General features: G+C 40.6%; 17 protein-coding genes and 2 tRNA genes. 6 read left to right on the top strand and 13 right to left on the bottom strand.

The window, feature by feature from the left end; translation table 11 throughout:
- The gene (locus Q0R88_RS08520) at positions 1 to 903 is read left to right on the top strand and encodes a HEPN domain-containing protein (protein WP_295715033.1); all 903 of its coding nucleotides are present in this window, start codon (positions 1 to 3) and stop codon (positions 901 to 903) included.
- 141 nt (positions 904 to 1,044) lie between these two features.
- On the opposite strand, the gene Q0R88_RS08515 is transcribed toward Q0R88_RS08520, so the two are convergent.
- The 5 genes from Q0R88_RS08515 to Q0R88_RS08495 form a co-directional block, all read right to left on the bottom strand.
- On the bottom strand, positions 1,045 to 1,584 hold the full coding sequence (locus Q0R88_RS08515) for an ORF6N domain-containing protein (protein ID WP_295715030.1): 540 nt from the start codon (positions 1,582 to 1,584) through the stop codon (positions 1,045 to 1,047).
- Positions 1,585 to 1,653: 69 nt separating this feature from the next.
- Complete coding sequence (locus tag Q0R88_RS08510; protein ID WP_295715280.1) at positions 1,654 to 2,844, bottom strand: site-specific integrase; 1,191 nt, start codon at positions 2,842 to 2,844, stop codon at positions 1,654 to 1,656.
- Positions 2,845 to 3,128: 284 nt separating this feature from the next.
- Positions 3,129 to 3,213, bottom strand: a tRNA-Leu gene (locus Q0R88_RS08505).
- Positions 3,214 to 3,264: 51 nt separating this feature from the next.
- Positions 3,265 to 3,337: transfer RNA gene (locus Q0R88_RS08500), tRNA-Gly, on the bottom strand.
- A 122-nt stretch (positions 3,338 to 3,459) separates the two neighbouring features.
- A complete protein-coding gene (locus tag Q0R88_RS08495) occupies positions 3,460 to 3,942 on the bottom strand; it encodes a RecX family transcriptional regulator (RefSeq protein ID WP_295715028.1) in 483 nt (160 codons plus the stop codon).
- A 62-nt stretch (positions 3,943 to 4,004) separates the two neighbouring features.
- Between Q0R88_RS08495 and Q0R88_RS08490 the strand changes: the two genes are divergently transcribed.
- Entirely contained in the window at positions 4,005 to 6,470 is a 2,466-nt protein-coding gene (locus Q0R88_RS08490; protein WP_295715025.1) for a bifunctional UDP-N-acetylmuramoyl-tripeptide:D-alanyl-D-alanine ligase/alanine racemase, read from the top strand.
- A gap of 210 nt (positions 6,471 to 6,680) precedes the next feature.
- Here Q0R88_RS08490 and Q0R88_RS08485 read toward each other — a convergent pair whose 3' ends face one another.
- Positions 6,681 to 6,878: a hypothetical protein gene (locus Q0R88_RS08485; RefSeq protein ID WP_295715023.1), complete on the bottom strand. Its 198-nt coding sequence runs from the start codon at positions 6,876 to 6,878 to the stop codon at positions 6,681 to 6,683.
- A gap of 1,308 nt (positions 6,879 to 8,186) precedes the next feature.
- On the opposite strand from Q0R88_RS08485, the gene Q0R88_RS08480 reads away from it, so the two are divergent.
- Positions 8,187 to 8,777, top strand: a complete 591-nt coding sequence (locus tag Q0R88_RS08480; protein ID WP_295715020.1) for a DUF502 domain-containing protein — start codon at positions 8,187 to 8,189, stop codon at positions 8,775 to 8,777.
- Here Q0R88_RS08480 and Q0R88_RS08475 read toward each other — a convergent pair.
- Both Q0R88_RS08475 and Q0R88_RS08470 read right to left on the bottom strand, forming a co-directional pair.
- The gene (locus tag Q0R88_RS08475) at positions 8,774 to 10,012 is read right to left on the bottom strand and encodes a TCR/Tet family MFS transporter (protein ID WP_295715017.1); all 1,239 of its coding nucleotides are present in this window, start codon (positions 10,010 to 10,012) and stop codon (positions 8,774 to 8,776) included. The two genes, Q0R88_RS08480 and Q0R88_RS08475, sit on opposite strands and share 4 nt — an antisense overlap.
- Positions 10,013 to 10,106: 94 nt before the next feature.
- Complete coding sequence (locus Q0R88_RS08470) at positions 10,107 to 11,381, bottom strand: TCR/Tet family MFS transporter (RefSeq protein WP_366086973.1); 1,275 nt, start codon at positions 11,379 to 11,381, stop codon at positions 10,107 to 10,109.
- Positions 11,382 to 11,522: 141 nt separating this feature from the next.
- Here Q0R88_RS08470 and Q0R88_RS08465 point away from each other — a divergent pair, with 141 nt between their 5' ends.
- A complete protein-coding gene (locus tag Q0R88_RS08465; protein WP_295715014.1) occupies positions 11,523 to 12,707 on the top strand; it encodes a heparan-alpha-glucosaminide N-acetyltransferase domain-containing protein in 1,185 nt (394 codons plus the stop codon).
- Positions 12,708 to 12,795: 88 nt separating this feature from the next.
- Here Q0R88_RS08465 and Q0R88_RS08460 read toward each other — a convergent pair whose 3' ends face one another.
- From Q0R88_RS08460 to Q0R88_RS08445, 4 genes are all read right to left on the bottom strand, one after another.
- Positions 12,796 to 13,503 (bottom strand): TIGR00730 family Rossman fold protein, encoded by a 708-nt coding sequence (locus Q0R88_RS08460; RefSeq protein WP_295715012.1) that lies wholly within the window; start codon positions 13,501 to 13,503, stop codon positions 12,796 to 12,798.
- A gap of 19 nt (positions 13,504 to 13,522) precedes the next feature.
- On the bottom strand, positions 13,523 to 15,007 hold the full coding sequence (locus tag Q0R88_RS08455) for a sodium:solute symporter (protein ID WP_295715010.1): 1,485 nt from the start codon (positions 15,005 to 15,007) through the stop codon (positions 13,523 to 13,525).
- A 457-nt stretch (positions 15,008 to 15,464) separates the two neighbouring features.
- A complete protein-coding gene (locus Q0R88_RS08450; protein ID WP_295715276.1) occupies positions 15,465 to 18,005 on the bottom strand; it encodes a carboxypeptidase-like regulatory domain-containing protein in 2,541 nt (846 codons plus the stop codon).
- A gap of 2,081 nt (positions 18,006 to 20,086) precedes the next feature.
- Positions 20,087 to 21,307 carry a hypothetical protein gene (locus Q0R88_RS08445; RefSeq protein WP_295715008.1) on the bottom strand — a complete coding sequence of 407 codons (1,221 nt, stop codon included), beginning with the start codon at positions 21,305 to 21,307 and terminating at the stop codon, positions 20,087 to 20,089.
- Between the two features lie 169 nt (positions 21,308 to 21,476).
- On the opposite strand from Q0R88_RS08445, the gene Q0R88_RS08440 reads away from it, so the two are divergent.
- Together Q0R88_RS08440 and Q0R88_RS08435 are read left to right on the top strand one after the other, a co-directional pair.
- Positions 21,477 to 22,838 carry a pyridoxal-phosphate dependent enzyme gene (locus Q0R88_RS08440; RefSeq protein WP_295715005.1) on the top strand — a complete coding sequence of 454 codons (1,362 nt, stop codon included), beginning with the start codon at positions 21,477 to 21,479 and terminating at the stop codon, positions 22,836 to 22,838.
- 110 nt (positions 22,839 to 22,948) lie between these two features.
- The gene (locus Q0R88_RS08435) at positions 22,949 to 23,824 is read left to right on the top strand and encodes a hypothetical protein (RefSeq protein WP_295715001.1); all 876 of its coding nucleotides are present in this window, start codon (positions 22,949 to 22,951) and stop codon (positions 23,822 to 23,824) included.
- A gap of 164 nt (positions 23,825 to 23,988) precedes the next feature.
- Here the strand turns inward: Q0R88_RS08435 and Q0R88_RS08430 are convergent, their stop codons facing one another.
- Entirely contained in the window at positions 23,989 to 25,554 is a 1,566-nt protein-coding gene (locus Q0R88_RS08430) for a glycosyltransferase family 39 protein (protein ID WP_295714999.1), read from the bottom strand.
- Positions 25,555 to 25,626 lie beyond the last annotated feature (72 nt).

The raw sequence follows: 25,626 nt of genomic DNA, 5'->3' as shown, positions 1-25,626 counted from the left end.
ATGAAAAATAAAGCCATTAAAGTTAGCGACGCGCAACAAAAGGAATTACAGGAAATTGCAATAGCGCTTAAAAGCCACTGTCAAATCGAAAAGATCATTTGTTTTGGTGTATTGCGTTCTGAGGAAACAACTGATACCTGTTTTACTGATACTGAAAGTAATTTGAAAAACACCTATTATCTTTTAGTCCTGACTACGGAGCTCAGAAGAATTGAGTATACCCTTCAGGATTTTATCAGTAATCTATTTCCAGGCGTATTTATCGTCGCTCATGGGCTTGCAACCGTCATAGAGGCGGTTCACAAACGGGATAGGTTCTTTACAGAATCCTGCCTGAATGGTCTGTTAGTTTACACATCCGACGGTTTTACCATGGTCCCTGAAGTTGCAAGTGAAAATATAAGTGTTGACTATTCAAAAGATGAAGATGCGTTCAACAGGATGTATAGCATGGCTTCCGGTTTTATGGAATGCGCCTATGAGTGTTACGAAAAAGAATTTTATAATAATGTCACTTTTCTGCTGCACCAGGCGGTAGAACAGGCTTGTCGGGGCTTGATTCGGTTGTACACCGGTTACCGGTCCGATTTTCATAACATTGATCGTTTGCTGTCCTTTTGTGCATGTTTTTCCACAGAGCCTGCCAAGCTATTTAAACGCCATTTTAAAGAAGAAAAGAGACTTTTCCGGGTGTTGGCCGGAAGCTACACCGAAGCAAGATACAGAGACAATTACCAGATTATCGATCATGATGCAGACCAACTTTGCACACTCGTCAAAGCCTTTCTTGATCTTACATTAGAATTGTCATCAAAAGAACCGCACCGGGGTACTGCCAGGACCACAGTGGAAGATCAGGCAGTGGTCGTGGATTATTCCCCGGCCCTGCCTCCCTCCCTGTGAGCATCTGTGTGGTATTGTTATTAGAAACGCCAGGAATATAGCATGGCTATAAGCACAATATGATAATAAGGTTGACAGCCAGGGGCCGTGACATTTGTCCGGCTTTCCCTGTCCCTTTGCTTGAATGATTTTGTCACACTCCTAACACGATTCTAAATTATCAGGTTTAAAGCCAATTCTTGTTCGTTTTTGCGGGACATCATCAGCTGTCATGTGATCGAGATACTTAAAAACAATTTCCATATTTTGATCCTGCTCATTAAGCCTCGATTTAATTATTTCAATATCAAGCTTTAATTGCGAATGATCCAAAAGTATTTGACGAATGCGTGTAAAAATTCGAATGATCTGTATGTTTACGTTAATAGCCTTTTCACTGTTCAAAATGCTGGATAACATGGCTATACCCTGTTCTGTAAAACAAAATGGAGCATAACGAAGTCCCATATTATCTGAATTGGAGGTCACAAATTGTGACCTCCAATCTGAAAACTCTTCAATAGTCATTTCAAACATAAAATCCTCGGGGAACCTGCTCATGTTACGTTTTACGGATTGTTTTAAAACTTTTGTGGCTACGTTATAAATATCTGCCAAATCTCTATCAAGCATTACTTTTTGACCTCGTATGTGATAAATTTTCTTTAAAATATATTCTTCTGTTATTATTAAATTTTCCATTTGTTCAATGCTTTTGATTATTAAAGTACTGTTTAATTAGCTCGCTTTTTTTAATAAGAGTTTCAATTATTAAACTCTTTGGCTACGTTTGGTAATTAGTTGGTTTATATCATCACTTACTTTGTTATCAGTTAGTTTCGCATAATGTTGCGTCTGTTTAATTGATGAATGCCCTAATATTTTTGAAACTGTTTCTATAGGTACTCCATGACTTAAAGTGACCGTAGTAGCGAATGTATGCCTGGCGATATGAAATGTAATTGGTTTTTCAATACCGCAAGAGTCTGCTATTTCTTTCAGGTAGGAGTTCATCTTTTGATTGCTTAAAACGGGCAGAAGCAATCCGCTTACAATGCATTTTGGATGTCCTTTATATTTTTCAACGATTGCTAATGCCTCAGGCATTAGGGGCATTCTGGTCGAAGTGCCGGTTTTCTGCCGGTTTGTAAATATCCAGAGATTTTTATCGATGCCAATATTAAGTTCATCAGATCGTAGTTTTTGCACATCAGCGTACGAGAGGCCTGTATAGCAGCTGAAAATGAAAATATCCCTCACATTTTGTAATCGTTCATTTTTAAAGTTTTTAATAGCGATTGCGTTTAACTCATGTTCGGTTAAGGCTAATCGTTGCACCGGTTTTTTTGTGAATTTGAAATTTGCAAAAGGATCTGACAGCAGCCATTTATTTTTAACGCAGATTAAAACGATCTTTTTAAAATTTGACAAGTATTTCATCGTTGAGTTATGATTGCATTTTTGAATGCCTTTTAACCAGAAATCAAACTCCGCTATCGTTTCATGGTCCAGTTTTTTGATGTCAAGATTTTCTGTGCCATATTTCCACTTTAAGAAGGATTTTGTATGTTCCAGGGTTGTTGCATATCGTTTAACGGTATTGCGTGCAAATTCAGTTCCTTCAAGTGCTTTAAGTTGTTGGTTATGCTTAGTGAATACCTCAATGATCGTTCTTTTTTCCTCGTCTGTTCCGGTAAGGTTCCTTTTTATAGAATCGGAAGTTAATTCCTTATCGCCTTCTATTAGCCGGCGCTTAGCTTGGTAAACTTGCTGGGAAAGTGCATCCAGGAAGTGGTTTAATTCTTTTGTGGTTTCTTTATTACCGATAGATCGGCCTGTCTTGGCATTCCATGAAGAGGTATGACATTTTCTTTTAGTAGATAGTTCACTGGCCTTGCCATCCACTGTAATTCTTAGGTAAATAGGGTAGGAGCCGTTTAGACTGTTTTTGGGTTTGCGCATAAAGAACATTAACCCGAAGCTTTTTTCCAACATAATCATTCAATAAAAAGGTTAAACAAATGTCGATTTTGACGGCTTTATTATCAAGATGTTTAGTTATTGAACATCTTGATATACAGTTGTTTGTAAGGTTTTCGTTGAGCGATTTTTATTACTCTTGCGAGTTCAACGAATCGTTCAACTAAAACATGCGATTGAATGAATCTTTTGGGGGGCTTTATAACAAAAAAAGCCCCTAAATCATTGATTTAAGGGCTTAATGAAGCGTTTGACATCAGCTTCAGTACTCAGAGCGGGAATCGAACCCGCACTCCGTTTACGGGAACAGGATTTTAAGTCCTGCGTGTCTACCAGTTCCACCATCTGAGCAGGTGATTAACCTTTTAAAAATAAAACCCTTCTTTTAACAGAAGGGCTTTGAGCGAAAGACGAGATTCGAACTCGCGACCCCGACCTTGGCAAGGTCGTGCTCTACCAACTGAGCTACTTTCGCGTTGGTGCTCCCTGCTTTGAGTTGCTTTGCGGTTAACCGTGTGCCTATCTCGTTTGCGGGAGTGCAAATATAGACAGAAAAGTAAACTCTGCAAGCAAAATTCTTACTTTTTTTCAAATAGTTTATAACTCACTGGCTTTCAAAACGTCAGAGATGAGGTCGGTCTCATATCCCCGGCTCATGGCATACTGTTGAAGCTTGTATCTGCGTTTCAGGTGATTTTTCTCGGTAAGGGTGTTCGCTTTTCTATCTAATAGCTTGGTTAAGGCCGCCATGTAGTCATCTGCATCAATAGTTAAAAGCGCTTTTTTTATTAATATCTCGGGTACCCTTTTTAATTTAAGGCCTTGTTTTATCTTTATTTTGCCCCAGGCTTTCTGGTTAAATTTACCTTTGGTATATGCTTTAGCAAATCTATCCTCGTTTAAAAAGTTGCCTTCTATCAGCTGGCTTATTATTTGCTCCACGGCATCGGGCCATAATCCCCATTCATAAAGCCTGTCGCGTACTTCCTGTTGTGATCGTTCCTGGTAAGCGCAAAAATGCTCGGCTTTAGCTAAAGCTACCTTAGGGTCGGTGATCTTGATTTTTTTAGGGGCATCCATCTGAAAACCAAAATTCGGTAAAAAATCTTCTATTGTTAGATTAATATAAGCAAATTCGTACCATGTTTAGCAACCAATACTCCATAACGCAGGTAAAGCAAATTATTAATGCAGAGGGTAATATTGTAAAAGAATATACCATTAGTATATTGTTTACCGATAGCCGAAGGATAAATAACCCTGCCGAGGGGCTGTTTTTTGCTTTAAGCGGCAGGCGCAACGGGCATGAATTTGTTGCCGAGGCCTATGCCAGTGGTGTGCGTAATTTTGTGGTGGAGCATGGCCCGGAGTTTAACCTGCCCGATGCTAATTTTTTGATAGTGGCCGATCCCTTAAGCGCTTTGCAGGCTTTAGCTGCCTATCATCGTAACAAATTTAACTTGCAGGTTATAGGCATAACCGGTAGCAACGGCAAAACCATAGTGAAGGAATGGCTATACCAGTTGCTGGTAGCCAATAAAAATATTGTACGCAACCCTAAAAGTTATAACTCTCAAATTGGGGTACCGCTTTCGGTATGGCAGATTAATAGCCATAACAATCTTGGTATTTTTGAGGCCGGTATATCTACCATTAATGAAATGGATAAACTGGAGGCAATTATTAAACCACAGATAGGTGTACTAACCCACATCGGTACCGCGCATGACGAAGGTTTCAGCAGTCCCCGGCAAAAGGTATTGGAAAAGCTCCGGTTGTTTAAAAATAGCAATAAGCTTATTTATAATTATGATCAGCTCATAGATTACCAGGATGATGTTACTGCTAAAGAGACATTTACCTGGAGTCGTAAATTTAGCCAGGCCGATTTGTATGTATTTAGCGAGACGGCGATCTCAAAAAACTATTACCTGCGGGCTTACTACCAAAGCAAAGAAATAGAATGCCTGATCCCTTTTTCTGACCAGGCATCCATTGAAAACGCTATTGTTTGCTGGGCAACCATGCTGGCCTTGGGTTATACCGCGATTGAAGCTGATAAAAGAATAGAGCGCCTTAGCCCGGTTAGCATGCGCCTGGAGCTGAAGAACGGAGTAAATAACTGTTCGGTAATTGATGACTCCTACAATTCTGATCTGCAATCTCTGGAAATTGCGCTTAACTTTTTAGGGCAGCAAAATCAGCATCAAAAAAAGACCTTGATCCTGTCTGATATCTATCAGTCTGGTTTATCACAGGACGTTTTATATCGGCAGGTGGCCGATCTTATCAGCAATAAAGAGGTTGATAAATTTATTGGAGTGGGTGAGGCGTTGATGGCCCATCAAACCTTTTTCAATATTACCGAGCAGCACTTTTTTGAGGATACCGCAACGATGTTGCTGCAATTAAAGCAACTTAATTTTAAGGAAGAAACTATTCTGATAAAAGGTTCGCGCAGTTTTGAATTTGAGCGCATTAGCCGTGCACTGGCGCAAAAGGCCCACGAAACGGTACTGGAGATTAACCTGAATACATTGCTTAGTAATCTTAATTTTTATAAAACTAAAATAAAACCTGGCGTAAAGGTAATGGCCATGGTGAAGGCTTTTAGCTATGGCAGCGGCACTTTTGAGGTGGCCAATATGTTGCAATACAACAAGGTTGATTATTTGGCTGTGGCTTATATTGATGAAGGTGTCGCTCTGCGGCAGGCTGGTATTAATTTACCGGTGATGGTGCTTAACCCCGAAGCCACCGCATTTGATAAATTAACGGAGTATAAGCTGGAGCCGGTAATTTATAGTTTTGGCTTGCTTGATGATTTTGTAGAATACGCGTTAGCCCGAAATATTATAAATTACCCGGTACACATTAAAATTGATACCGGCATGCATAGGCTGGGTTTCGAAAATCATGAGATTGAAACCCTTTGCGATTTGTTGGAAGAGAACCGTTATGTGCATATCCAGTCGGTATTTTCACATCTTGTAGCGAGCGAAGCTGCCATACACGATGAATTTACCCAAACCCAGATAAAGCGCTTTGAAAAAGCCTTTAAAGAGATTGAGAAAACGCTGCGCTATAAGGTGATTAAACACTTATGTAATACAGCGGGCATCATTCGCTGGCCTGCGGCGCAATATGATATGGTTAGGCTGGGGATTGGCTTATACGGAATAGATTCGGCCGTACCTGCTGCGGATAATGCCTTACAGCCTATTGCCAGTTTAAAAACAAGTATAGCCCAGGTTAAAAAAATTAAAGGGGGGGATACCATTAGCTATAGCAGGAGCGGTCTGCTGGCAAAAGATGGTAAAATAGCCACCGTACGTATTGGTTATGCCGATGGCTATCTGCGCGCATTTGGAAACGGCATAGGTAAAATGCTGGTAAAAGGCAGCTTGGTGCCAACCGTTGGTAACATTACAATGGATATGTGTATGCTTGATGTAACCGGCCTTGATGTAAAGGAAGGCGATGAGGTAATTATATTTGACGGACAGCATCAGCGTATAGAGGAACTGGCGAGGCAAATAGGTACCATCCCTTATGAAATACTAACTAATGTTTCGCAACGGGTAAAAAGAGTATACTTTTACGAGTAGGCATTGAACGCGCTTTAAAGGCGCTTTTTATAAAAAATGGACAAAAACATTGCTGTGTTTGTGTTAAGAATATATGGTAAATTTTACATTCAAACCCGCAAACTGATAATATCAGTTATGATGAACATCCTTATTCATCAAGTTTTGGAAATGAGTTTTTCTAATTTTTTGTTTTAAGAAAGTCGATGCATTGAAGCATTTGGGAAATATTTAGTCCTCTACGGGGAGTTTTTTTTTGATATCATTCAATAATTCTATTGGAATATCGTCCTTAATAATTTTAATCGTCATTTGTTCATTCCACTCAATTTTAACGATATCCATAATTGTTTTTTTGATGGAATCTAAATATTCAGAGTGGGTTTCTTGAACGGCTATTAAGGCATTGAAAATTTCTGTCCTTGTCATTAATTAATTAATTAATTAGAATAATTTGTACAAACGATAATAGTTGCATCCACCAACTAATTTAAGGCTTAAATCGTTGTAAATTTTTCACATTCCTTTACCATTTTTTTGACTTTTTGAGCCTATTTTCCGGTTAATGAGAATAGATGCTACCGGAAGGGATTTAATATACAAACAGGAAAGGGTAAGGCTTAAAGTCTATTACGATGTTGCCGAAGTAGCAACAATTGGGGTATGTTATGACTTAATACCCGGCAACTTGTAAGTAAGGGCGTTGAAATTGGGGATACAATCAGTTTAGAGCATTACGATTCAATGTTTACCGCTATGGTAAATTCAATTATTTAATGAAACTAAAAAAGAAGGTTAAATAAAAAGCCCTTTTTAAGTGGCGTTGCTTAAAATAAATAACTCTCACATTATTATTTTATAGTACTCTTTATATAACTCAAACGGTAAGATTTTACGATTATTCAACCGACTTTGTTAACGGTACTTTTAAAAAACAGGTTGGTTTGAACCAAAACCAACCCGTCAGAAATATGGATTTAATCGATAGTTGATTTTTGTACGTAAACCTGCTACAGGTTTGTTACGTAATTCGGCATAAAAAAGGGGTTCACACTCGCTGTTTACCCCTTACTATTGATTAAAATGCCAATATTCCCATAAAGGCACAAAATGTTTGCAATAATTGTGCCAGCGTAATTAATAGTTAAATATTTTCATTTGTTTAAACTTGGTATGGGAATCATCGTTTAATGTATTGTTAATGATTGTGGCATTTAGTAATTTATTCGAAAATAGGGGTAACGGTGAATTAAAGGTTAACTTACATACTTACCGTTGCTAAACGTTGTTATTATGTCAGATATTAATAATCATACACATAAAGATATCCATTGTCCTAAGTGTTCAACCGCTATAAATGTATGAGCAAATTTTATGTCAGAATCTAAAAAGCTCTAAGATTAATTTAAAGTTGAAATTCATCAAGATTTCACACCTCATTTTGTCCCTTTTGTCTCTTTTTATTTTTTGTCCTTTTTTGCCTTTGGAAGGCATTAATTTCACTCCGAATCAACCCAAAAACTCCGTTTGTCTCCACCGTAAAAGTTCATTAAATGCGGAGTTTTTACGGTTTTTTACCCGTTTCTGCGGAGACAAAAACAAGAATATTAAAGGTCAAAAAGGGATAAAATCTGAAAAATTAAAAAGTGCCTCTACGCTCTGGAAACGCACTTTTTAAAATATTTTTTTGCCAATTTAAAAGGGTGTACTTTTACGAATAGAAATAAATAGGTTTTTATGAACAGGTTTGCGCGGGGTTTAGTCACATATTTTGCAAAGGGGCTGTTGGTGGTTGTGCCCATAGGCGCTGCAATTTTTTTGATTTACTGGGGGGTGTCAACCATTGATAAGGCCTTGAATTTGAGCGATCTGTTGGTTGATAGATCGGGCAAGCATCTATATATTCCGGGCCTGGGCATATTGAATGTGATTGTGGTGATCATGGTGGCCGGGATATTGGTTACCAATGTAATTACCGACCCTATAAAACGCTGGTTTAAGCGCTGGTTTAACCGTTTACCTATTTTCGCGTTCCTGTACTCCTCTATAAAAGACCTTACCGAAGCTTTTGTAGGCGAAGAAAAGAAATTTAACGAGCCTGTTTTGGTTGAAGTAAATGAATTCGGTCTTAAAAAAATCGGATTTCTTGTTCAAAAAGATCTTGCGGTTTTAGGATTGCCCGGCGAGGTTGCCGTGTATTTTCCATACTCTTATTCGTTTGCCGGCCAGGTTATCATTATTGATGCCAGCAAGGTAAAATCAATTGACAAAAGTGCCGCCGATATTATGAAATTCGTGATCTCGGGCGGAGTAAGCGGGCTGGATTAAACCGCTTTTGCCGTAGATACTTTTTTAAAACTCTTTATAGTCAAAAATACACTGATCAGCATTAAAAACGCCCCAAGTATATATGGCGCGCCAGGGAAATAGGTATTGGTGTTACGGTGTGTAAAAATGTGAAATACCGAACTCATTAACAACGGCCCTATAATTACCGCTACGCTGGTTAAACTTGTTAAGGAACCCTGTAGTTCGCCCTGCTCTTTTGGAGACACTGTGCCGGTGATAAGGCCCTGTAATGCCGGCCCGGAGATACCTCCAAGGCAGTAAGGAATTATATACAGATACATCATCCAGCCACGACTAACAAAAGCAATAAGCGTTAAACCAGCGGTATAAAATAGCAACCCGGCTACAATGTTTTTTTTCTGTCCAAATTTGGGTATGGTGTACCTGATGAGGCCACCCTGTATAGCTACCAGTACAACACCAATGAAAATACCCAGGCTGCTGATGCTGCTTAACGACCAGTTAAATTTTTCGATCAAAAAGAACGACAAAACGTATTCAACCGCCTTTTGAGCCACATAAACCAACGCGAAGGCGCCAACCAGGCCGCTAAGTGCAGGATACCTGGTAAGGCTGCGCAATGAACTGATGGGATTTGATTTTTTCCACTCAAACCTGCGGCGGTTTTTGAGTGCCAAAGATTCTGGCAGTACAAAGTATCCATAAGTTGCATTGATGAGGGCAAATGCTGCCGCTGCCATAAACGGAAGCTTAACATTCAAGTCGCCCAGGTAGCCGCCGATAGCAATGCCTATAATAAAGCCTAAGCCTGATGCCGCACCTACCAGTCCAAAGTTTGCGGCCCGGTTTTTCCCGGTACTGATATCGGCAATATATGCGGTTGCGGTCGAGGTACTTGCCCCGGTAATACCAGCAATGGTTCGGCCAACAAAAAGCCAGCCTATAGTGGGGGCAAAGGCCATGAAAATATAATCGATACCAAAACCAAGTAAGGAGCTTAACAATATTGGGCGGCGGCCATATTGATCGCTCAAATTACCCAATACCGAGGAGAACAGAAACTGCATGGAGGCATACGTAAAAGTTAAATAACCACTGTATTGTGTGGCCAGGCTCACATCTACATGCCCCAATGTTTCCAACAGTTTGGGCATAACCGGTATTATAATACCTAAACCAAGCACATCAATAAACAGCGTAACAAATATAAAGCCCAGCGCTGCCGAGTGCTTCTTTTTAGGTTTTTCAGTCATTAATTTGATAAATGATAAATTATTATAAAAGTTTTGAAATAAGTAAAATAAATAAATTATAAAGGTTCAATTATGCTGATTTAAAAAGAAAATATCATCTCTTTTTGAAACTCCTGATAGCCAATACAGCACTCAATAGCATCAATACAGCACCTAAAATAAACGGCGCGCCTGGTATGTACAGGTGATTTTTAAAATTGGTAAAATAATAAAATAGGGTGGTCATTATCCAGGGGCCAAATATGGAGCTTAAACTCATCAGGCTGGTTAGGCCGCCCTGCAATTCGCCCTGTTCATTGGCCGGCACCTGGTTGGTCATTAAACCTTGTAGGGCGGGACCTGCAATACCTCCCAGGGCATAGGGGATCATAAAAACAAACATCATCCAGCTTTTGCTGGCCAGGGCAAATAGTGTTAAGCCCAAACTATAAAAGAGCAATCCTATCCAGATGCTTCTTTCTAATCCCAATTTGGGCAAGGCTATTCGGATGAGCCCGCCCTGCACCATGGCTATCATCAGGCCGATAAAGCCTAATGAGTATCCAATCAGGTCCTCACTCCATTTAAATCTTTCAATGGTGAAAAATGTCCAGATACTTTGTACCGATTGAGCCGCAAAGTAAAGCAGGAACAATGAGATGGCCAGTCCAATTACCGATGGATATTTTTTGAGTTGTAATAATGACCCAAGCGGGTTAGCTCTTTTCCACTCAAACGGACGGCGATGATCTACCGAAAGTGACTCTGGCAGTATGAAAAATCCATAGGCCGCGTTTAACAAAGCCAATCCTGCTGCTGCAAAAAATGGGTAATGAACATTCCATTTACCTAAAATCCCACCTAAAACCGGGCCGATGATAAAGCCGAGCCCAAAGGCAACGCCGATCAACCCGAAATTTTGAGCACGTTTTTCGGGCGTGCTGATATCTGCAATGTATGCTGACGCTGTAGTAAAGCTTGCGCCGGTAATACCAGCAATGGTACGGCCCACAAATAACCAGCCTATAGATGGGGCAAAGGCCAGGAAAAGGTAATCTATCCCAAAACCCAAAAGGGAGGTTAACAAAATTGGCCTGCGTCCATATTTATCGCTAAGGTTTCCAATTACCGGCGAAAACAGGAATTGCATTACAGAATATGCCAGCAGCATCAATCCCGAGTAGAGTGAGGCTTCGCTTAATGAACCATGTATAAGTTTTTCTATCAGTGCCGGCATTACGGGTATGATGATGCCGAAACCGATAACATCTATCAGCATGGTAACAAAAATAAAGCCTAATGCAGCCTGTGGTTTAAGTTTGGCAGGTTGATCCATAGGCGCAAAATAATCATAAAATGTTAGCGGGATATCATTGCATTCAAAAATCATTGAAATGTCTAAAATCTGTCATTCAATTTTTTATTCAATAAAAAGCTTAAAAAAATATGCAATTTGCAATACAATTTCTAACAGAAGCAGTGTAAACTCCAATTAGTAAAAATACCTGCCTAAACCTCTGAACAAAGCAAAATGATAACAACTATTAAAAACAGGATAACATCTATTGATTTTCTTCGTGGTACAATTATGATTATCATGGCGCTTGACCATGTGCGGGATTACCTGTATTCCGGATCATTTTTATTTGATCCGCTTGATTTGGCGAAAACAAACGGGCTGCTGTTTTTTACCCGTTGGATAACACACTTTTGCGCCCCCATATTTATGTTGCTTGCAGGTACATCGGCATTTTTAATGAGCCGTAAGAAAACCCAAAAGGAATTATCGGTTTTCCTGGTGAAACGTGGCCTTTGGCTGGTTTTCCTGGAACTGGTGGTAGTAAATTTTGGCTGGAATTTTAATATTGCCTTCCCGATGCTTTTATTTATCACTATTTGGGCGCTGGGGATAAGCATGATAGTACTTGCCGCTCTGATCCATCTGCCTAAGAAACTCATCCTCGTTTGTTGCCTCGTAGTAATATTTGGCCATAATTTGTTTGATGGTTTTCATGTAAATGGAAATACCTTATCCGCTTTTGGCTGGGCGATGCTTCATGATCAGCGGCCTTTTATGTGGCATAACGAAATACTTTTAGTTGGCTACCCTATTATTCCGCTGGTTGCTATAATGCCCCTTGGTTATTGCCTTGGGCAGTTGTACACTCCGGAATATAGTGTTGAGAAAAGAAAGAAGACATTGTTCCTCTTGGGGGCTTCTTCCGTTGTTTTATTTATTGTGATCAGGTACATTAACGTTTACGGCGACCCGGTAAAATGGAGCATGCAAAAAGATGCTTTTTTTACTTTCCTATCCTTTATAAAAGTCAACAAGTATCCACCTTCGTTACTATATGTATTATTAACATTGGGTGGAGCCTTTTTATTCTTGGCCTTTACAGAAAAGGTACAAAACGGGTTTGTAAAAATAGTTTCGGTTTACGGCAGGGTGCCTATGTTTTATTACATCATCCATATTTACATTATTCACCTGATAGCTATGGTTGCCTCGGCATTTACGCAGGGCCAAAACTGGAAGATTTGGATATTGGATAAACCTATATGGTTTACATCTGATCTTAAGGGGTATGGGTTTTCGTTGCCGGTAGCGTACCTGGTATGGGTGATTATCGTGGTAGGGCTGTATCCGCTATGCAAACGTTATGATGCTTATAAACAAGCCCATAAAGAAAAATGGTGGTTAAGCTATTTGTAGTAGTTGACCAAGGAAAGTCCCATCATCGTTTGCTGATAATAGTAAACCATGATGGGAGTTAAAGCAATTTCTGTTTGAAAACGTTACTCTAAAAGTTTGGTTTCAATACGTATTTATTGTAGAACCTTGTAATGTGTTCAACCGCTTCTTCGGCTGTATCAACCACGCGGTAAAGCATCAGATCGTCAGGGTTGATATTGTGCTGATCATCCAGCATTTTTTCTTCAACCCAGCTAAACAGGCCTTTCCAATAATCGACACCCACAAATATAATAGGGAAACGGGCAATTTTGCCGGTTTGTATCAGCGTAATGGCTTCAAATGATTCGTCCATAGTGCCAAAGCCGCCGGGCAATATAATAAAGCCCTGGGAGTATTTCATGAACATTACCTTACGGATAAAGAAGTAATCAAACTCCATGATCTTATCCCTGTCAATATACCGGTTATGGAATTGCTCAAACGGCAACTCGATGTTTAAGCCCACCGATTTACCTCCGTTTTCGTAAGCGCCTTTATTGGCCGCTTCCATAATACCGGGGCCGCCGCCGGATATTACGCCATAGCCATGCTCGGTAAGCAGGCGGGCTGTTTCCTCGGCCATTTTGTAGTATTTATTGTCGTTATGGGTACGTGCCGATCCGAATATGGATACACAGGGGCCAATTTTTGCCAGTTTTTCAAACCCGTCAACAAACTCGGCCATTATTTTAAATATTTGCCAGGAGTCGGTAACCTTAATTTCCTGCCAGTTTTTATTCTCGAATGCTTGTCTTATTTTATCGTCTCCGGTCATATATCAGTAGAATTAGTAACTATAACACTGCCACTTTTGTTTTTGATGTTGAAGTGAGCAATAAGCCGACAAATGTACTTAATCCGTTTACAATGATCAGCTCATTGCTGAAAACATATCCGCCTAAAAGCGTTTTTGATTCCGCGTTTAAAAAATAACAGATGGCTGGTGATGCTATGCAAATAAAGGGTACCAGTTTATCCCTAACCTGCCTGTTGCTCATAAATAGGCCAAATGAATAAAGCCCCAGCAATGGCCCGTAAGTATAGGATGCAACCTGGAATATGGCGCTCACTACAGCGTCGTTGTTTATGGCATTAAATATAATAATGGTTAAAAACATGAGCCCGGAAAAGGCAATGTGTACGGCATGCCGGGTACTTACTTTCTTTTTGCTGTTCAAGTCGTTGCTTTTGTTAAAGTCTAAAAAATCAACACAAAATGAAGTGGTCAATGCGGTTAGGGCCGAATCTGTTGTGGCAAAAGTGGCTGCAGTTAAGCCAAGCATAAATACCATGGCAGGCACAATACCCAGGTATTGCAGGGCGATGGTAGGATACAGGTAATCTGTTTTATCAACATGAATGCCGTATTTATTAGCGTATAGCCAAAGCAAGGCGCCCACGCTTAAAAAGAAGATATTGATTACCACAAATACCGCCGTAAAGCTGAACATGTTTTTCTGCGCCTCTTTGATGTTTTTAAGGCTGAGGTTTTTTTGCATCAGGTCCTGGTCTAAACCGGTCATACCTACAGTGATAAACAATCCCCCTAAAAACGCTTTAGTGAAGTGGAACTTACTGCTTAAGAAATCATTAAAGAAAAATATTTTAGAGTAACTGCTGTTTTTGATAGCATCGGCAGCTTCAAAAATGTTCATGTGCAGGCTATCGCAAATAAAATAGATGGATAGAAATACCGATAACACCAGGAAAAATGTTTGTAAGCTGTCGGTAATGATAATGGTTTTTAATCCCCCTTTAAAAGTGTACGACCAGATGAGTGCCAAACAAATAAGCACCGTTACGGCGAAAGGGATATGATAGCTATCAAAAATGAATTTCTGCAAAACAATAACCACCAGGTAAAGCCTGAAAGCCGAACCGATAACCCGGCTGATAAGAAAAATCCCCGCTGCGGTTTTATAGCTCCAGGTACCTAAGGCGCCTTCGATGTAGCTATAAATTGAGGTAAGCTTTAGCCGGTAGTAAAGGGGAAGTAATACGGTAGCGATGATAATAAAACCCGCGGCATTACCCAGCACGAACTGGAAATAGGAGAACTGATCGCCGGATGGGGCACCTACTTTGCCCGGTACCGATATAAAAGTTACCCCACTCAACGCGGTACCGATCATCCCAAATGCAACCAAATACCATTTGGAATTGCGGTTGGCCACAAAAAAAGTATCATTGTCAGATGCCTTGCGCGAAGTAAGCCATGATATAACCAGTAACACCAAAAAATAACCAATAATAAAAGAAAGTAATACTCCGGGCGACATATGTTTTATTTATTCCGAATGAGCCAATTTGGCTAATCCGGGTTGTTTTTTTTAAAGGTGCTTATAATATGCAAAATACGCAAGGGGAGGAGGTGGATTATTGGGGGAGAAATCTGTGAGCTGTTATGGTGAGCTTGCTAAATCGGGGAGGGTACCTCTGTGCTAACAATGACGTGTTGGATTTTGAGGCGTGTGGGCCTGTCAGTCTGAGCCTGTCGAAGACTCGCGCGCAGAGGCATTTGCCCACATGCTTCGACAGGCTCAGCAGGACAGCCTTTTTTTTCACGTCATTTCATCCTTTAGAGTTTTCCAAGTTTTATCACCTACCTATGACTTTTTTTGCAAAAAAACCTCTTGTCATCCTGAACGATTTGAAGGATCTATTGTTCGCCATGCTTCTTCGCCCGGTATAGTCTGCGATTAGATCCTTCAAATCGTTCAGGATGACAAAATTTTGCTACTTACCAATAACCACCTTTTTCATTCCCTCCCGGCCATAAAATACCGGGAAATACATCATCTCGGCTTTGGCCGGGTTTAGGTTGTACTTGCCATCGTAGCGGGGGATGAGGTTGATACTGAAAGTGTATGTACCTTGTTTTAGCTTGCGGCAAAATATGCTCACCTTTTCTTTAAAATATTCCCTGTGAACCTCGTTGTTGCTCCACGGCTGATCCTTGCTTTCGTAAGAGCATCCGGCCGGGATAGGTATTTCTATCATCACAAAATCGGCATCGCCTTTCGCGGTGACTTCAGCCTGCAATACAACAGGTTCGCCACCCTTTAATTGGGATACAGGTTTATCATTCCGCTCGAACCAGGTATCCACCGTAAAATCCTTGTTCACCTTTTCAGGCTTAGCGTTCCAAAATTGTTGGTAGCCGGTGATATAAACAGGTAAGCTGCCGGTTTTGCTGATACTTAAGTTGTTGGCTGTAAGTGTGGCCGAGTAGGGGAATTTATTAATGGTCTCCGTTGTTGGGCCTTTAATGGTTATAGCAGATGATTTAACCTGTTTATCGGTAACCAGCAAATCGGGCAATATGGTTTCCAGTATCAGAGCCGATTCATAGGTGTTGCGCCATTCGCCATGGCGGCGTTGTTCTAAAAAGTAACCACGAATCTTTTGAAGCAGCTCGGGGTGTTTACCGTCATTTTTAACTATGTGGTAGGCCATCACGCTCAACTGGATAGAATTATCAAAGAAGTGATAACTGTTTTCGCCCCAATAAATATTGCCAAATAGGGTGTGGCGCTCTTTAGCCAATAAGCTGTCAAGTTTAACAATCTCGCCGGTTTCTTGCTTCACCAGCATCAACCTCAATTTATCGTAGGCAAATAATTGGAAGCCGTAATTTAATTTGATCGCTTTATTTTCCTTTTCAACTATATCAATATATTTTCGATAATCAACCTTAGCATCCAGTTTATGCAATAATTCCAGGCAGGTTAATTTATCAGCGCCATGGTAGCTTTCCAATTGATACACCAGGTAATCGGTAAGTTTTTGCTTATCCAGCTGAACAAGATAACCCTCTTTTTGCGCATCCAGCAAAGCCTCAACAGCATGCAGACTGATCCAGAGCTCTTCGTCTGTGTCTTTCCACCAGCCCCAGGTACCATTACTTTTACGGTTTTCCTGCAGTTTTTTAATTACCTCCAATATGTTTTTACCGTATTTAAATTCTTCGCCCATGAATTTTTTAATACGACGTTCGGCTAACAGGCCTTTTAGTTTTGAGGCCAGCTGTTCGTTACATAAATATTTATATTCCCTTAATTTACGCGATTCCTCTATCAGTGTAGGTAGCACTGATGCTTCGGCCCTGAACTTTACAGGTCCCATAGCCGGATCAAATTTCAGGCTCACGGTAGTATCGCCATTTAATGTTTCAAATATTCCTTTGGTTTCCTCCACACCCTGTTTTATCACCGGGATCTTGCGGCGCTCGCCGTCAAAATAGCCATTATCACGTTTTATAGTATACTCGAAAGCCAGGCTGTCAGTGGCCTCGGCAGTAATCGCTAAGGTGTCTATTGTTGAGTTGGTAATGGTAAGCGCATCTTGTTTAATTACTTTACCATTATAGGTGAAGTTGCGGTTAACGCTTACGGCCTGTGAGTTATAGTTCATCACTTTGCCTATCAGTTTCATTTCATCGCCGGCTACGGCAAATTGTGGCGCAATAAAGTTGGCGCTTAATGATTTAAACGACTTGATCTGGCTTTCGACTAATCCGGTTTGCTGGTGGTTGGTTATTCCCGCCACAAAGGTGCGCCAGTTGGTGATATCATCTGGGAAGGTTGTTGTGAAGCTTGCCCGGCCCTGGGCATCAGTGGTTAGTTTGGGCTGCCAATAAGCGTAGTCGGCAAAGTTTTTCCGGAGGGTTAGCTCGTCTCCGGGTGTGGTACCATTGACAGGTGCCGGTTCGTTTTTCTTTTTAGTGTTGATGATGACTACACCATTTGCAGCGCGCGACCCATATAAAGCAACTGCGGCAGTCGATTTTAAAACACTTATATCGCCAATATCTGCTGTATTTATACCGGCAATACTTTCAACAACATTTCCATCAACAATGTAAAGCGGGGTTTGGCCCGGTGCAGTTGCCGTGCCCCTGATAAACATTGTTCCATTAGCCCCGGGCGCAGTCTCAATTATATTTACACCGCCGACCGAACCAGCCAGATCATTCATAACAGTTGTTGAGTATCCCAGGGCCATTGATTTTCTTTGTACGCCATAGCCCACCACAACAACCTCATTAAGATGCGCCTCACTTGCATCAAGCGTAACCTTAATGGTAGCCCCCGGCGATATACTTACCTCTTTGGTTTGGTATCCTATATAGCTGAATATCAATTTGCCGCTATTGGGCACTTTCAGGGTAAAATGACCGCTTGCGTTGGTTTGTGTGCCAATTGATGTCCCTTTTACCCGTATGGAAACGCCGGGGATGGTTAGTTTTCCACCTTTTTCAAACACCACTCCGGTCATCATTTCTGTAAAGTTGGCTGGTTGAATATACTTGTCATTAAATGCTTCTTTAATCCGTAAGGCATCATTTTCTATATTGGAATCCTTATAATTATAACGGCCCGCCCTGCTAATAATAACATTGTTAATCTTGATACTTACCGAATCCCGGGCATGGGTGGGTGTAATATGAACTTTATAGAAATTGATGCCATGAGGTTTTATGCTAATGTTTTCAATAATATCATATTTATCGCCTTTCAGTAGATACATAACCCGGTATTTTCCTTTTTCTACCTGGCCAAATTCTGTAGTATTACCCCGAAAGATCTTTATATAGTCAGGATCATTGTAGCGGTATAAGATGATGTTTTTTATGAGATCGGACTTTTCCCCTTTGTGTGTTTCCGTTTCAATCTTAAGTGCCCCGGTTGCTAATAATGTAGTGTGATCATTTGGAAACAAGTCGAATGTATTGCTACGTACATCAAGATAATTCTGCCAAAGGCTATCGGCAGTATTTTGAGTTAATACGTATTGCGTATAGTCGGTTATGGCAGCTGCATTGGATATTTTTGTATTGAAAGGATATTTGGTGGCTATGCTTTTTTGTTTAAGCAGGTTTGGCTCAAACAGGTAAGTGAAATTTGGCTCGGCAAGAAACTGCCTTTGTTTTTCGCCTTTGATATCAAAAATAGTGTAGTCATCTGCCAGCGGACCGGTTAATATTTCTCTATGGCTGTTAGGTACCGGGTTAAGGTAAAATAAACCACCTCTTTGCTTTATAACGGCCATGTTTTGATCAAAATTGTCAATAACCGTGATAAGGTAACCGTTGATGAGATCGGCTTCATACCTGCTCAATGTATCGGCCACGGTGTCGCTTTTGAAAGCATTGGCATTAAGGCTTAGAATGAGTTTTTTAGATTGCTCAACACATACGCTATCCAGCCTAATATTTTGATGAGCAGTCCTGAACCTTAAAGTGTGGTTGCCTGGCTTTACGGCAAAACTATAACGTTGTAATTGTTGCGCCTGGCTAAAATAAACGGGCTTTTCATCGATGTACAAAATGTGTACAGGTTCAATATCTCCATCCTTCACTATAAATGGGGCAATCTGTGTAACTGTATCAATGCCCGGTTCTTCAATACTGTATATTTTTGACGGATGGGTAAATTTGTAGTATTCGATACTATCCAGTCCTATTGCTTTGCTCCAGCGTTTCCAGTTTAGTTTGAGGCTTCCGTTAGGCTCAGCCTTATCTGTTTCATAGTTTTTTCTTGTTTTTCGGTTATGATAGTACCTACCCATATATGGCAGCGACGGCGCCCTGTAATTTTCAAACTTGCGGGTTAATGCCCATGCTGTCAAATCTGCATTGGCAACAGGTTTGCCGGTTGCATCGGTAACCACAATATTGGTTTTTACCTGCTGCCCCGGATAAACCGATACAGGCTGCTTAACATTTATTGTAAGGAGATCTTTCCGATAAACTACCACGGCCTGCACATTTTTGCTTAAGCCACCCCAGATGTAATTAACCCAGAATGTTACTTTTTTTTGCTCACGATAGGGCTTTTTGTAAAATAGATTGTTGGCTTCACCTTCATCTATCAACTTATCGTCAGCGAAAACAGAATACCAGAAATGCAGGTTACGCGGATTGTTAACTTTTACCAAAAGGGAATCGGCACTCCGTTCGCCGGCTACTGATAGATTGGCATCAAAATCCTTCAATTCAATATCCGTATCTGTACTATCTGTTTCAATATTATAGGTAACCGCATTGGGGTTAATGAGGGTTTTTGCCGGAAGGGTTACTTTTATCTTTGAAATTGTATCATCATCGGCATTTAAGGCACTGATGGTGGCCAGGCCTTTAATGTCTTTCCCAAGCTGCTGGTAATTGGCTTTTAGGGTATCGCCAACTAATTCGGTAATGATGTTAAACTTATCATTATTGAAATTTATGTATTCACTTTTGGATCGTTCTTCATTGTTGGAGTTTAAAAATTGAGCATTTATGTTGTAGTAGATATTGGCTGCCGGAAAAATAGAATCGGGAAGGATCACCTTTGTCTCTCCAAGCGGGTCAAGTGTTACATCATGCACCCATAGGGTATCAGGCACAAAAACACGTTTGCTGGTATAAGAGTTAACCGAGCTGGTGGTGAGCGTAAGTGTAACACGTCCATCGGGTATCGGCAGGTCATTTTCATCAGTAGCCTTAAGGTAAACTGCAAGCGGCTTACCCCGCCAGTGCTCTTTTTTATCGGCACGCATTCAAACTTAGTTGATTTTAACTCATACTCCTCGTACTTGAAACTGCTAAATATCAATACAGACGGGTCGTTGTATATATTGTAATTGTCCACTTTACCTGCAGCTATTTTTTTTGCATCCGGATCAACCAGCGCGATTGAATAACTTTCATCCAGTGTAAGGGTGTCACTTAAAGCAAAACTATATTCAAAACCGCCATCACGATAGCTGCTTACCGTGCCAATAGTTTTCCCTTCGCTTTGGCGGCCGTCATGCAGTTTAACCAATAATTTTTTCTGAGTTACCGGTAACTTAGTTTTAGCATTTAATATAAATGCCTTAAATTTTACAGTATCATTTGGTTTATAAAGGGGTTTGTTAAATACTACAAAACCAATATAAGGCTTGGGTTTTTGTTTATACCGGTAATGACTGTACTGATAACCGTTCTCCTTTTTAAATATCTTTTTGATTGATGCCCATAAAGTTGCAAACCAGTTTTGGTCATCATCGTCGCGATCAAAACCTTGTTCTTTCACTATAAAAAAGTTGGAAACACCTGCGTAATCCGCCTGTACCATGTTTGCCTTTTTTGATCTTTTAACATGCCAGGTACTGCTTTTGTCATCAAACCTGAGGGCTTTACCATTAAAACAGACAACAGCATTGACAATGTTATTGCCCTGTTTATCCTGCAATACAAAACGCTGATCGTAATCATTGTGCAACACCTTTATAAAAACTGAATGATTCTCGATAAGGGAATAGCTTAAGCGGTTTTTTTCGGCATAAACTTTTAAATAATTACCTGCTGGCAAAGTGTTTTCCCAGTAGGAGCCTGTTTTAAAAGAATCGATAGGATGCTGAAGCATGCGCTCGTCCAGGTTTTTATCGGGATATTTATAAAAATTCAGCACATTGGCCGTAGTGAGTTTATATATATAAGTATAATAACTGCGTTCTTTACTTAGGGTTAGCGGCCTTTGAGCAAAAGTGGCGCTTGAGCAAAAGATCAACAATAATAAAAGAATGGCTGCTTTTTTATAAAGTGATAACATGTTATAGGTTGTGTTATGGGGCCACGCCCCTGGTTTAAATATAATGTTTGTGCATCTACTTTTATAAGATGCACATCTATTTACTTTTCCATAAAGAAATATCACTTTATAAAAACTATTTTTGACAAATAATCCCGCTTAACACACCGGGTTAGTAGATTTTAAATTTATGTGGTATAATAACATATTAGAAACCATTGGCAATACGCCCCTGGTTAAGTTAAATAAGGTAACAAAAGATATACCTGCAACAGTTTTAGCCAAGATTGAAACAACCAATCCCGGCAACTCCATAAAAGACCGGATGGCTCTTAAAATGATTGAGGATGCCGAAAAAAGCGGTAAGCTTAAGCCCGGCGGTACTATTATTGAAGGTACATCGGGCAATACGGGTATGGGGCTGGCCATTGCGGCGGTTATAAAAGGGTACAAGTGTATTTTTACCAGTACCGATAAACAATCAAAAGAAAAGTTTGATGCCCTGCGTGCTTTTGGCGCAGAGGTAATTGTATGCCCAACCAATGTGGAGCCCGAAGATCCACGCTCGTATTATTCGGTTTCGTCGCGCCTGGAGCGTGAGGTGCCAAACTCATGGAAACCCAATCAGTATGATAACCTGAGCAACTCGCAGGCGCATTATGAGCAAACCGGTCCCGAGATATGGGAGCAAACCGAAGGTAAGATCACGCACCTGGTAGTAGGAGTGGGCACAGGTGGTACCATATCCGGTACAGCACGTTATTTGAAAGAGAAAAATCCAAACATCCAGGTTTTGGGTATCGATACCTACGGTTCGGTATTTAAAAAATACAAGGAGACGGGCATCATGGATAAGAACGAGATCTATCCATACATCACCGAAGGTATTGGTGAAGACTTTTTACCGGAGAACGTTGATTTTAGCCTGATTGACCATTTTGAAAAAGTGACAGATAAAGATGCCGCCCTCATGACCCGCGAAATAGCCCGCAAGGAAGGTATTTTTGCCGGTAACTCTACAGGGTCAGCAGTAGCAGGTACCATCCAGATGAAGGACAGGTTTAAAGAAGGCGATGTGGTAGTGATCATTTTTCCGGATCATGGTACACGTTACCTGGGCAAAATGTATAACGACGATTGGTTACGCGACCGCGGTTTCCTGAAGGACGAAAAACTAACGGCCCGCGATATCATCAGCAAAAAAGATGTGCAGGAGATAGTTACCATTGATTGCGAAAAATCAGTTTTAGAGGCTATCAATACCATCAAATCGCTCAATATATCGCAGATTCCGGTTACCCAAAAAGGTATGGTGATAGGTAAAATTACAGAGACTGATATTTTGGATTCGCTGATAGAAAATCCATCTATCAAATCTCAGCCGATCAAAAACATCACTACTGCGCCATTCCCGTTTGTTGATCTGAACACCTCTATCGATAAAATCTCGACTATGATCAATAGAGATAATATCGCGGTATTGGTGGAAAGCGAAAACGGTAAAATTGAGATCATTACCCAGTATGATATTATAAACGCTATTTCAGCTTAATTTAGAGCAAGGATAGAGGATCTTTGGATAAAGGAGAAAAGGTGTTGTGCTAAGGCATGGCACCTTTTTTTGTTTAATTTAAATACCTATTTAGATTAAATCTAAACCCTATGACCAAAATCAAATTCCTTTTTCTAAGTGTCTTTATAACAGTTAGTTCATCTGCCTTTGCCCAAACAGCCGACCATATATTTTTGAAATGGAAGCTGAAGCCTAACGAAGTGCTATCCTATAAAACCGTTATGGAGGAAATAGATACTGCCAACCGGGTAAATTTTGGGGTAAATGGTATGTTTAAATCTATGGGTATCGATTCAGCAAATGCCGGTAAAATGCAGCAGATATTTAAGGAACTTAACTCAGTTATGCAGCAAACTAATTTAGTGACCAGCTTAACCGAAAACCGCAAAGGTATTATTGATATTGCAATGGTATCAAAGCCTGATAAATCAAAGGCTCAGGATAGTAAAGTGGGTGACCTAACTGAAATGCAAAAGCTAATGAAGCAGTTTTCGGCAGGCGTAATGTTGCGTGGGGCGATATATGAGGATGGAACTATTGAAAGTTTTTACACTAAAGGCGAGCAAAAGAACATGATAGCAATGTTGTTTGAATTACCGGGCAAGCCTATTAAACAAGGCGATACCTATTCGCTTACTGTAAATTTACTTACCGCTGATCAAAGCTTTATCTGCGATAGTTCTTACCATAAAAACCGGGTAAAGGTGCTTAAAATCGAAAATAGGGGAGGCGAGCATGTTGTAACACTCCAATACGATGTTGCTGAATATATTAAAGGAGATTTTAACTCACCAATGGGGCAGTCACCGATAAAAACAACCATGGCTATGAGCTTTCAGGGGCTAGCCGAATTTTCTGTAGAAAAAGGTAAGTGGATAAGTTATAATGGATTGATCGACTTTTCATCAACAGGAATAATGTCATCTCAAACTAAAAAGCGCTATGCATTAATTGAAGAGAAATAAATCATGGTTGGAGCTCTTACCAGTTTGTGGTCTTCCTTCACTCCCATTTTTGGGGCATAGTAAAAGTTAAAGCCGGTGTGATAGTTGTAAATGGTATTCAGGTAGAACACTTGCATTGCGGCAAAAAATTTAAAGTTTCCCCTCAAGCCAGATTTAGGAGCCTATTACTCCATCCTCTTTCTCATCAACTCTTTCCGGTACCTTTCCTGTAGCGGAAACTTAATATCGGTAAGCAGGTATATGCTTGTGCCTTTTTCGCGGGCAAGGTAGTATTCAACTTCGCCTAACTTTTTGTAGGAGCCTATCATGTTGCCGGCTACAAATTCCCGTATGTTTCTACCGCCGCTGTCATCTACATAAATCATGTATTTGCAATTTAGAGAGTCGGGTGCCCAAAGCGTAAAACTGCTGCTTAGAGACGCTACATCGGGGTAATTATATTGCTTGTGATAATGGTGCAGTGCACCTGCCTCGCCGTAATTATCGGCATAAACAAAAGTTTGCTTTTGTTGTTCGGGGGTAAGGCTCTGGTAAGCGGCGCCTACTTTTTGGGCCATTTCATCCCACCCGAACATATCGGCATAATCCTGAGTAGTGGCGTGCACTTTTTGATCTTCCCAGGTTACGGCAAACTCTAAGGCAGGCAGGTTTTTGTGAGCAAACCTAAAAAATGCCAAAGTTTGCTCCAGCGGTAAAATAGGTAATATCAGTGGAAACAAGATCATATTAGGCAGGGTGAAGCAAATTATGGTTAAGGTACGTAAGACTAATCCACTTGTTTTTAACCAGCGTTCGAAACCAAAACCACCCGCGGCGAAAAGCATGGGATAGGCGCCAAACAGGTAATAATTTTTACCATCCATCTGCAGTAAAAACAGGAAGATGAGCACATAAGCAATAGCCAAAAACTGGAAATTACGCAGCCTGAACGAGAAGATGAGGAATACAAAACCGGTAAGCCAAACAAACAAGGCAATACCGTTAACGGTAAGCTGCTGCTTAATGAAATTACCTGGTGTAATGTAATCCAGCTGCTCGGCACGTAAAGCTTTCATGTGGGTAATCACCGGGAAATGATGCGTGATCTGCCATATAAAGTTTGGCATGAATATGAGCATCGCCAGGCCCATTGCACCCAATATATGCCGGTTAAAAAGTAGTTTGCGCTGCTTACTAATCAGGATGCCGACAATAAGGGCAATGGTAAAAAACAGCATGGTATACTTGGTAAGCATACCCAGGCCAACGGTAGCGCCCAGCCAGTACAGGTACCTTACGTCGGTTGTGTTGAGGTATTTGATGAAAAGCCAAACGGTTAAAACCCACCAGAACTGGTCAAACACCACAGGCTGAAAAAGATAGTCGCTCGCTGCAAATGCCGGCGCAAATATTAATGCCAAACAAGCCAGCGTAATGGCAAACCTGCGTCCGCCAAACTCAACCACAATACGACCGGTGAACCAGATGATCAAACCGCCAAAAATAGTTGGGAAAATCCTGGCGGCGAATACGGAATTACCAAACAAGGTGATGGATAGCTTGGCCAGCAAAGCAATAAAAGGAGGGACTTCTTTATAGCCCCAATCCAAATGATCGGCCAGTACAAGGTGCAAAAATTCATCCCGGTGAAATCCGAAATGCCCGATAGCAAAAAGGTTTAAAATAACCTTAATAAATACAAAAATCAATATGAAATAAACGTATGTCGACTTCCGGTTTTTGTAGGGCATGTTCAGGAGCTTAAGGCTGAAAGCATAGAGCTGAAGGCTCAATGCTGGAGGGTAAAGCTAAAAAATATTTAG

The organism is Mucilaginibacter sp. (assembly GCF_025362475.1).
Taxonomy (GTDB): domain Bacteria; phylum Bacteroidota; class Bacteroidia; order Sphingobacteriales; family Sphingobacteriaceae; genus Mucilaginibacter.
Note: the sequence above shows the minus strand (reverse complement) of the source record. Positions and strands in the feature narration are given on the sequence as shown.

What these genes read in the sequence shown, in the direction of transcription:
- Q0R88_RS08460 (WP_295715012.1), bottom strand. Translation starts at nt 13,503, where the DNA reads ATGACCGGAGACGATAAAATAAGACAAGCATTCGAGAATAAAAACTGG.
- Q0R88_RS08520 (WP_295715033.1), top strand. Translation starts at nt 1, where the DNA reads ATGAAAAATAAAGCCATTAAAGTTAGCGACGCGCAACAAAAGGAATTA.
- Q0R88_RS08490 (WP_295715025.1), top strand. Translation starts at nt 4,005, where the DNA reads ATGTTTAGCAACCAATACTCCATAACGCAGGTAAAGCAAATTATTAAT.
- Q0R88_RS08470 (WP_366086973.1), bottom strand. Translation starts at nt 11,381, where the DNA reads ATGATTTTTGAATGCAATGATATCCCGCTAACATTTTATGATTATTTT.
- Q0R88_RS08485 (WP_295715023.1), bottom strand. Translation starts at nt 6,878, where the DNA reads ATGACAAGGACAGAAATTTTCAATGCCTTAATAGCCGTTCAAGAAACC.
- Q0R88_RS08440 (WP_295715005.1), top strand. Translation starts at nt 21,477, where the DNA reads ATGTGGTATAATAACATATTAGAAACCATTGGCAATACGCCCCTGGTT.
- Q0R88_RS08495 (WP_295715028.1), bottom strand. Translation starts at nt 3,942, where the DNA reads ATGGATGCCCCTAAAAAAATCAAGATCACCGACCCTAAGGTAGCTTTA.
- Q0R88_RS08430 (WP_295714999.1), bottom strand. Translation starts at nt 25,554, where the DNA reads ATGCCCTACAAAAACCGGAAGTCGACATACGTTTATTTCATATTGATT.
- Q0R88_RS08455 (WP_295715010.1), bottom strand. Translation starts at nt 15,007, where the DNA reads ATGTCGCCCGGAGTATTACTTTCTTTTATTATTGGTTATTTTTTGGTG.
- Q0R88_RS08450 (WP_295715276.1), bottom strand. Translation starts at nt 18,005, where the DNA reads ATGACCGGAGTGGTGTTTGAAAAAGGTGGAAAACTAACCATCCCCGGC.
- Q0R88_RS08445 (WP_295715008.1), bottom strand. Translation starts at nt 21,307, where the DNA reads ATGTTATCACTTTATAAAAAAGCAGCCATTCTTTTATTATTGTTGATC.
- Q0R88_RS08465 (WP_295715014.1), top strand. Translation starts at nt 11,523, where the DNA reads ATGATAACAACTATTAAAAACAGGATAACATCTATTGATTTTCTTCGT.
- Q0R88_RS08435 (WP_295715001.1), top strand. Translation starts at nt 22,949, where the DNA reads ATGACCAAAATCAAATTCCTTTTTCTAAGTGTCTTTATAACAGTTAGT.
- Q0R88_RS08510 (WP_295715280.1), bottom strand. Translation starts at nt 2,844, where the DNA reads ATGCGCAAACCCAAAAACAGTCTAAACGGCTCCTACCCTATTTACCTA.
- Q0R88_RS08475 (WP_295715017.1), bottom strand. Translation starts at nt 10,012, where the DNA reads ATGACTGAAAAACCTAAAAAGAAGCACTCGGCAGCGCTGGGCTTTATA.
- Q0R88_RS08480 (WP_295715020.1), top strand. Translation starts at nt 8,187, where the DNA reads ATGAACAGGTTTGCGCGGGGTTTAGTCACATATTTTGCAAAGGGGCTG.
- Q0R88_RS08515 (WP_295715030.1), bottom strand. Translation starts at nt 1,584, where the DNA reads ATGGAAAATTTAATAATAACAGAAGAATATATTTTAAAGAAAATTTAT.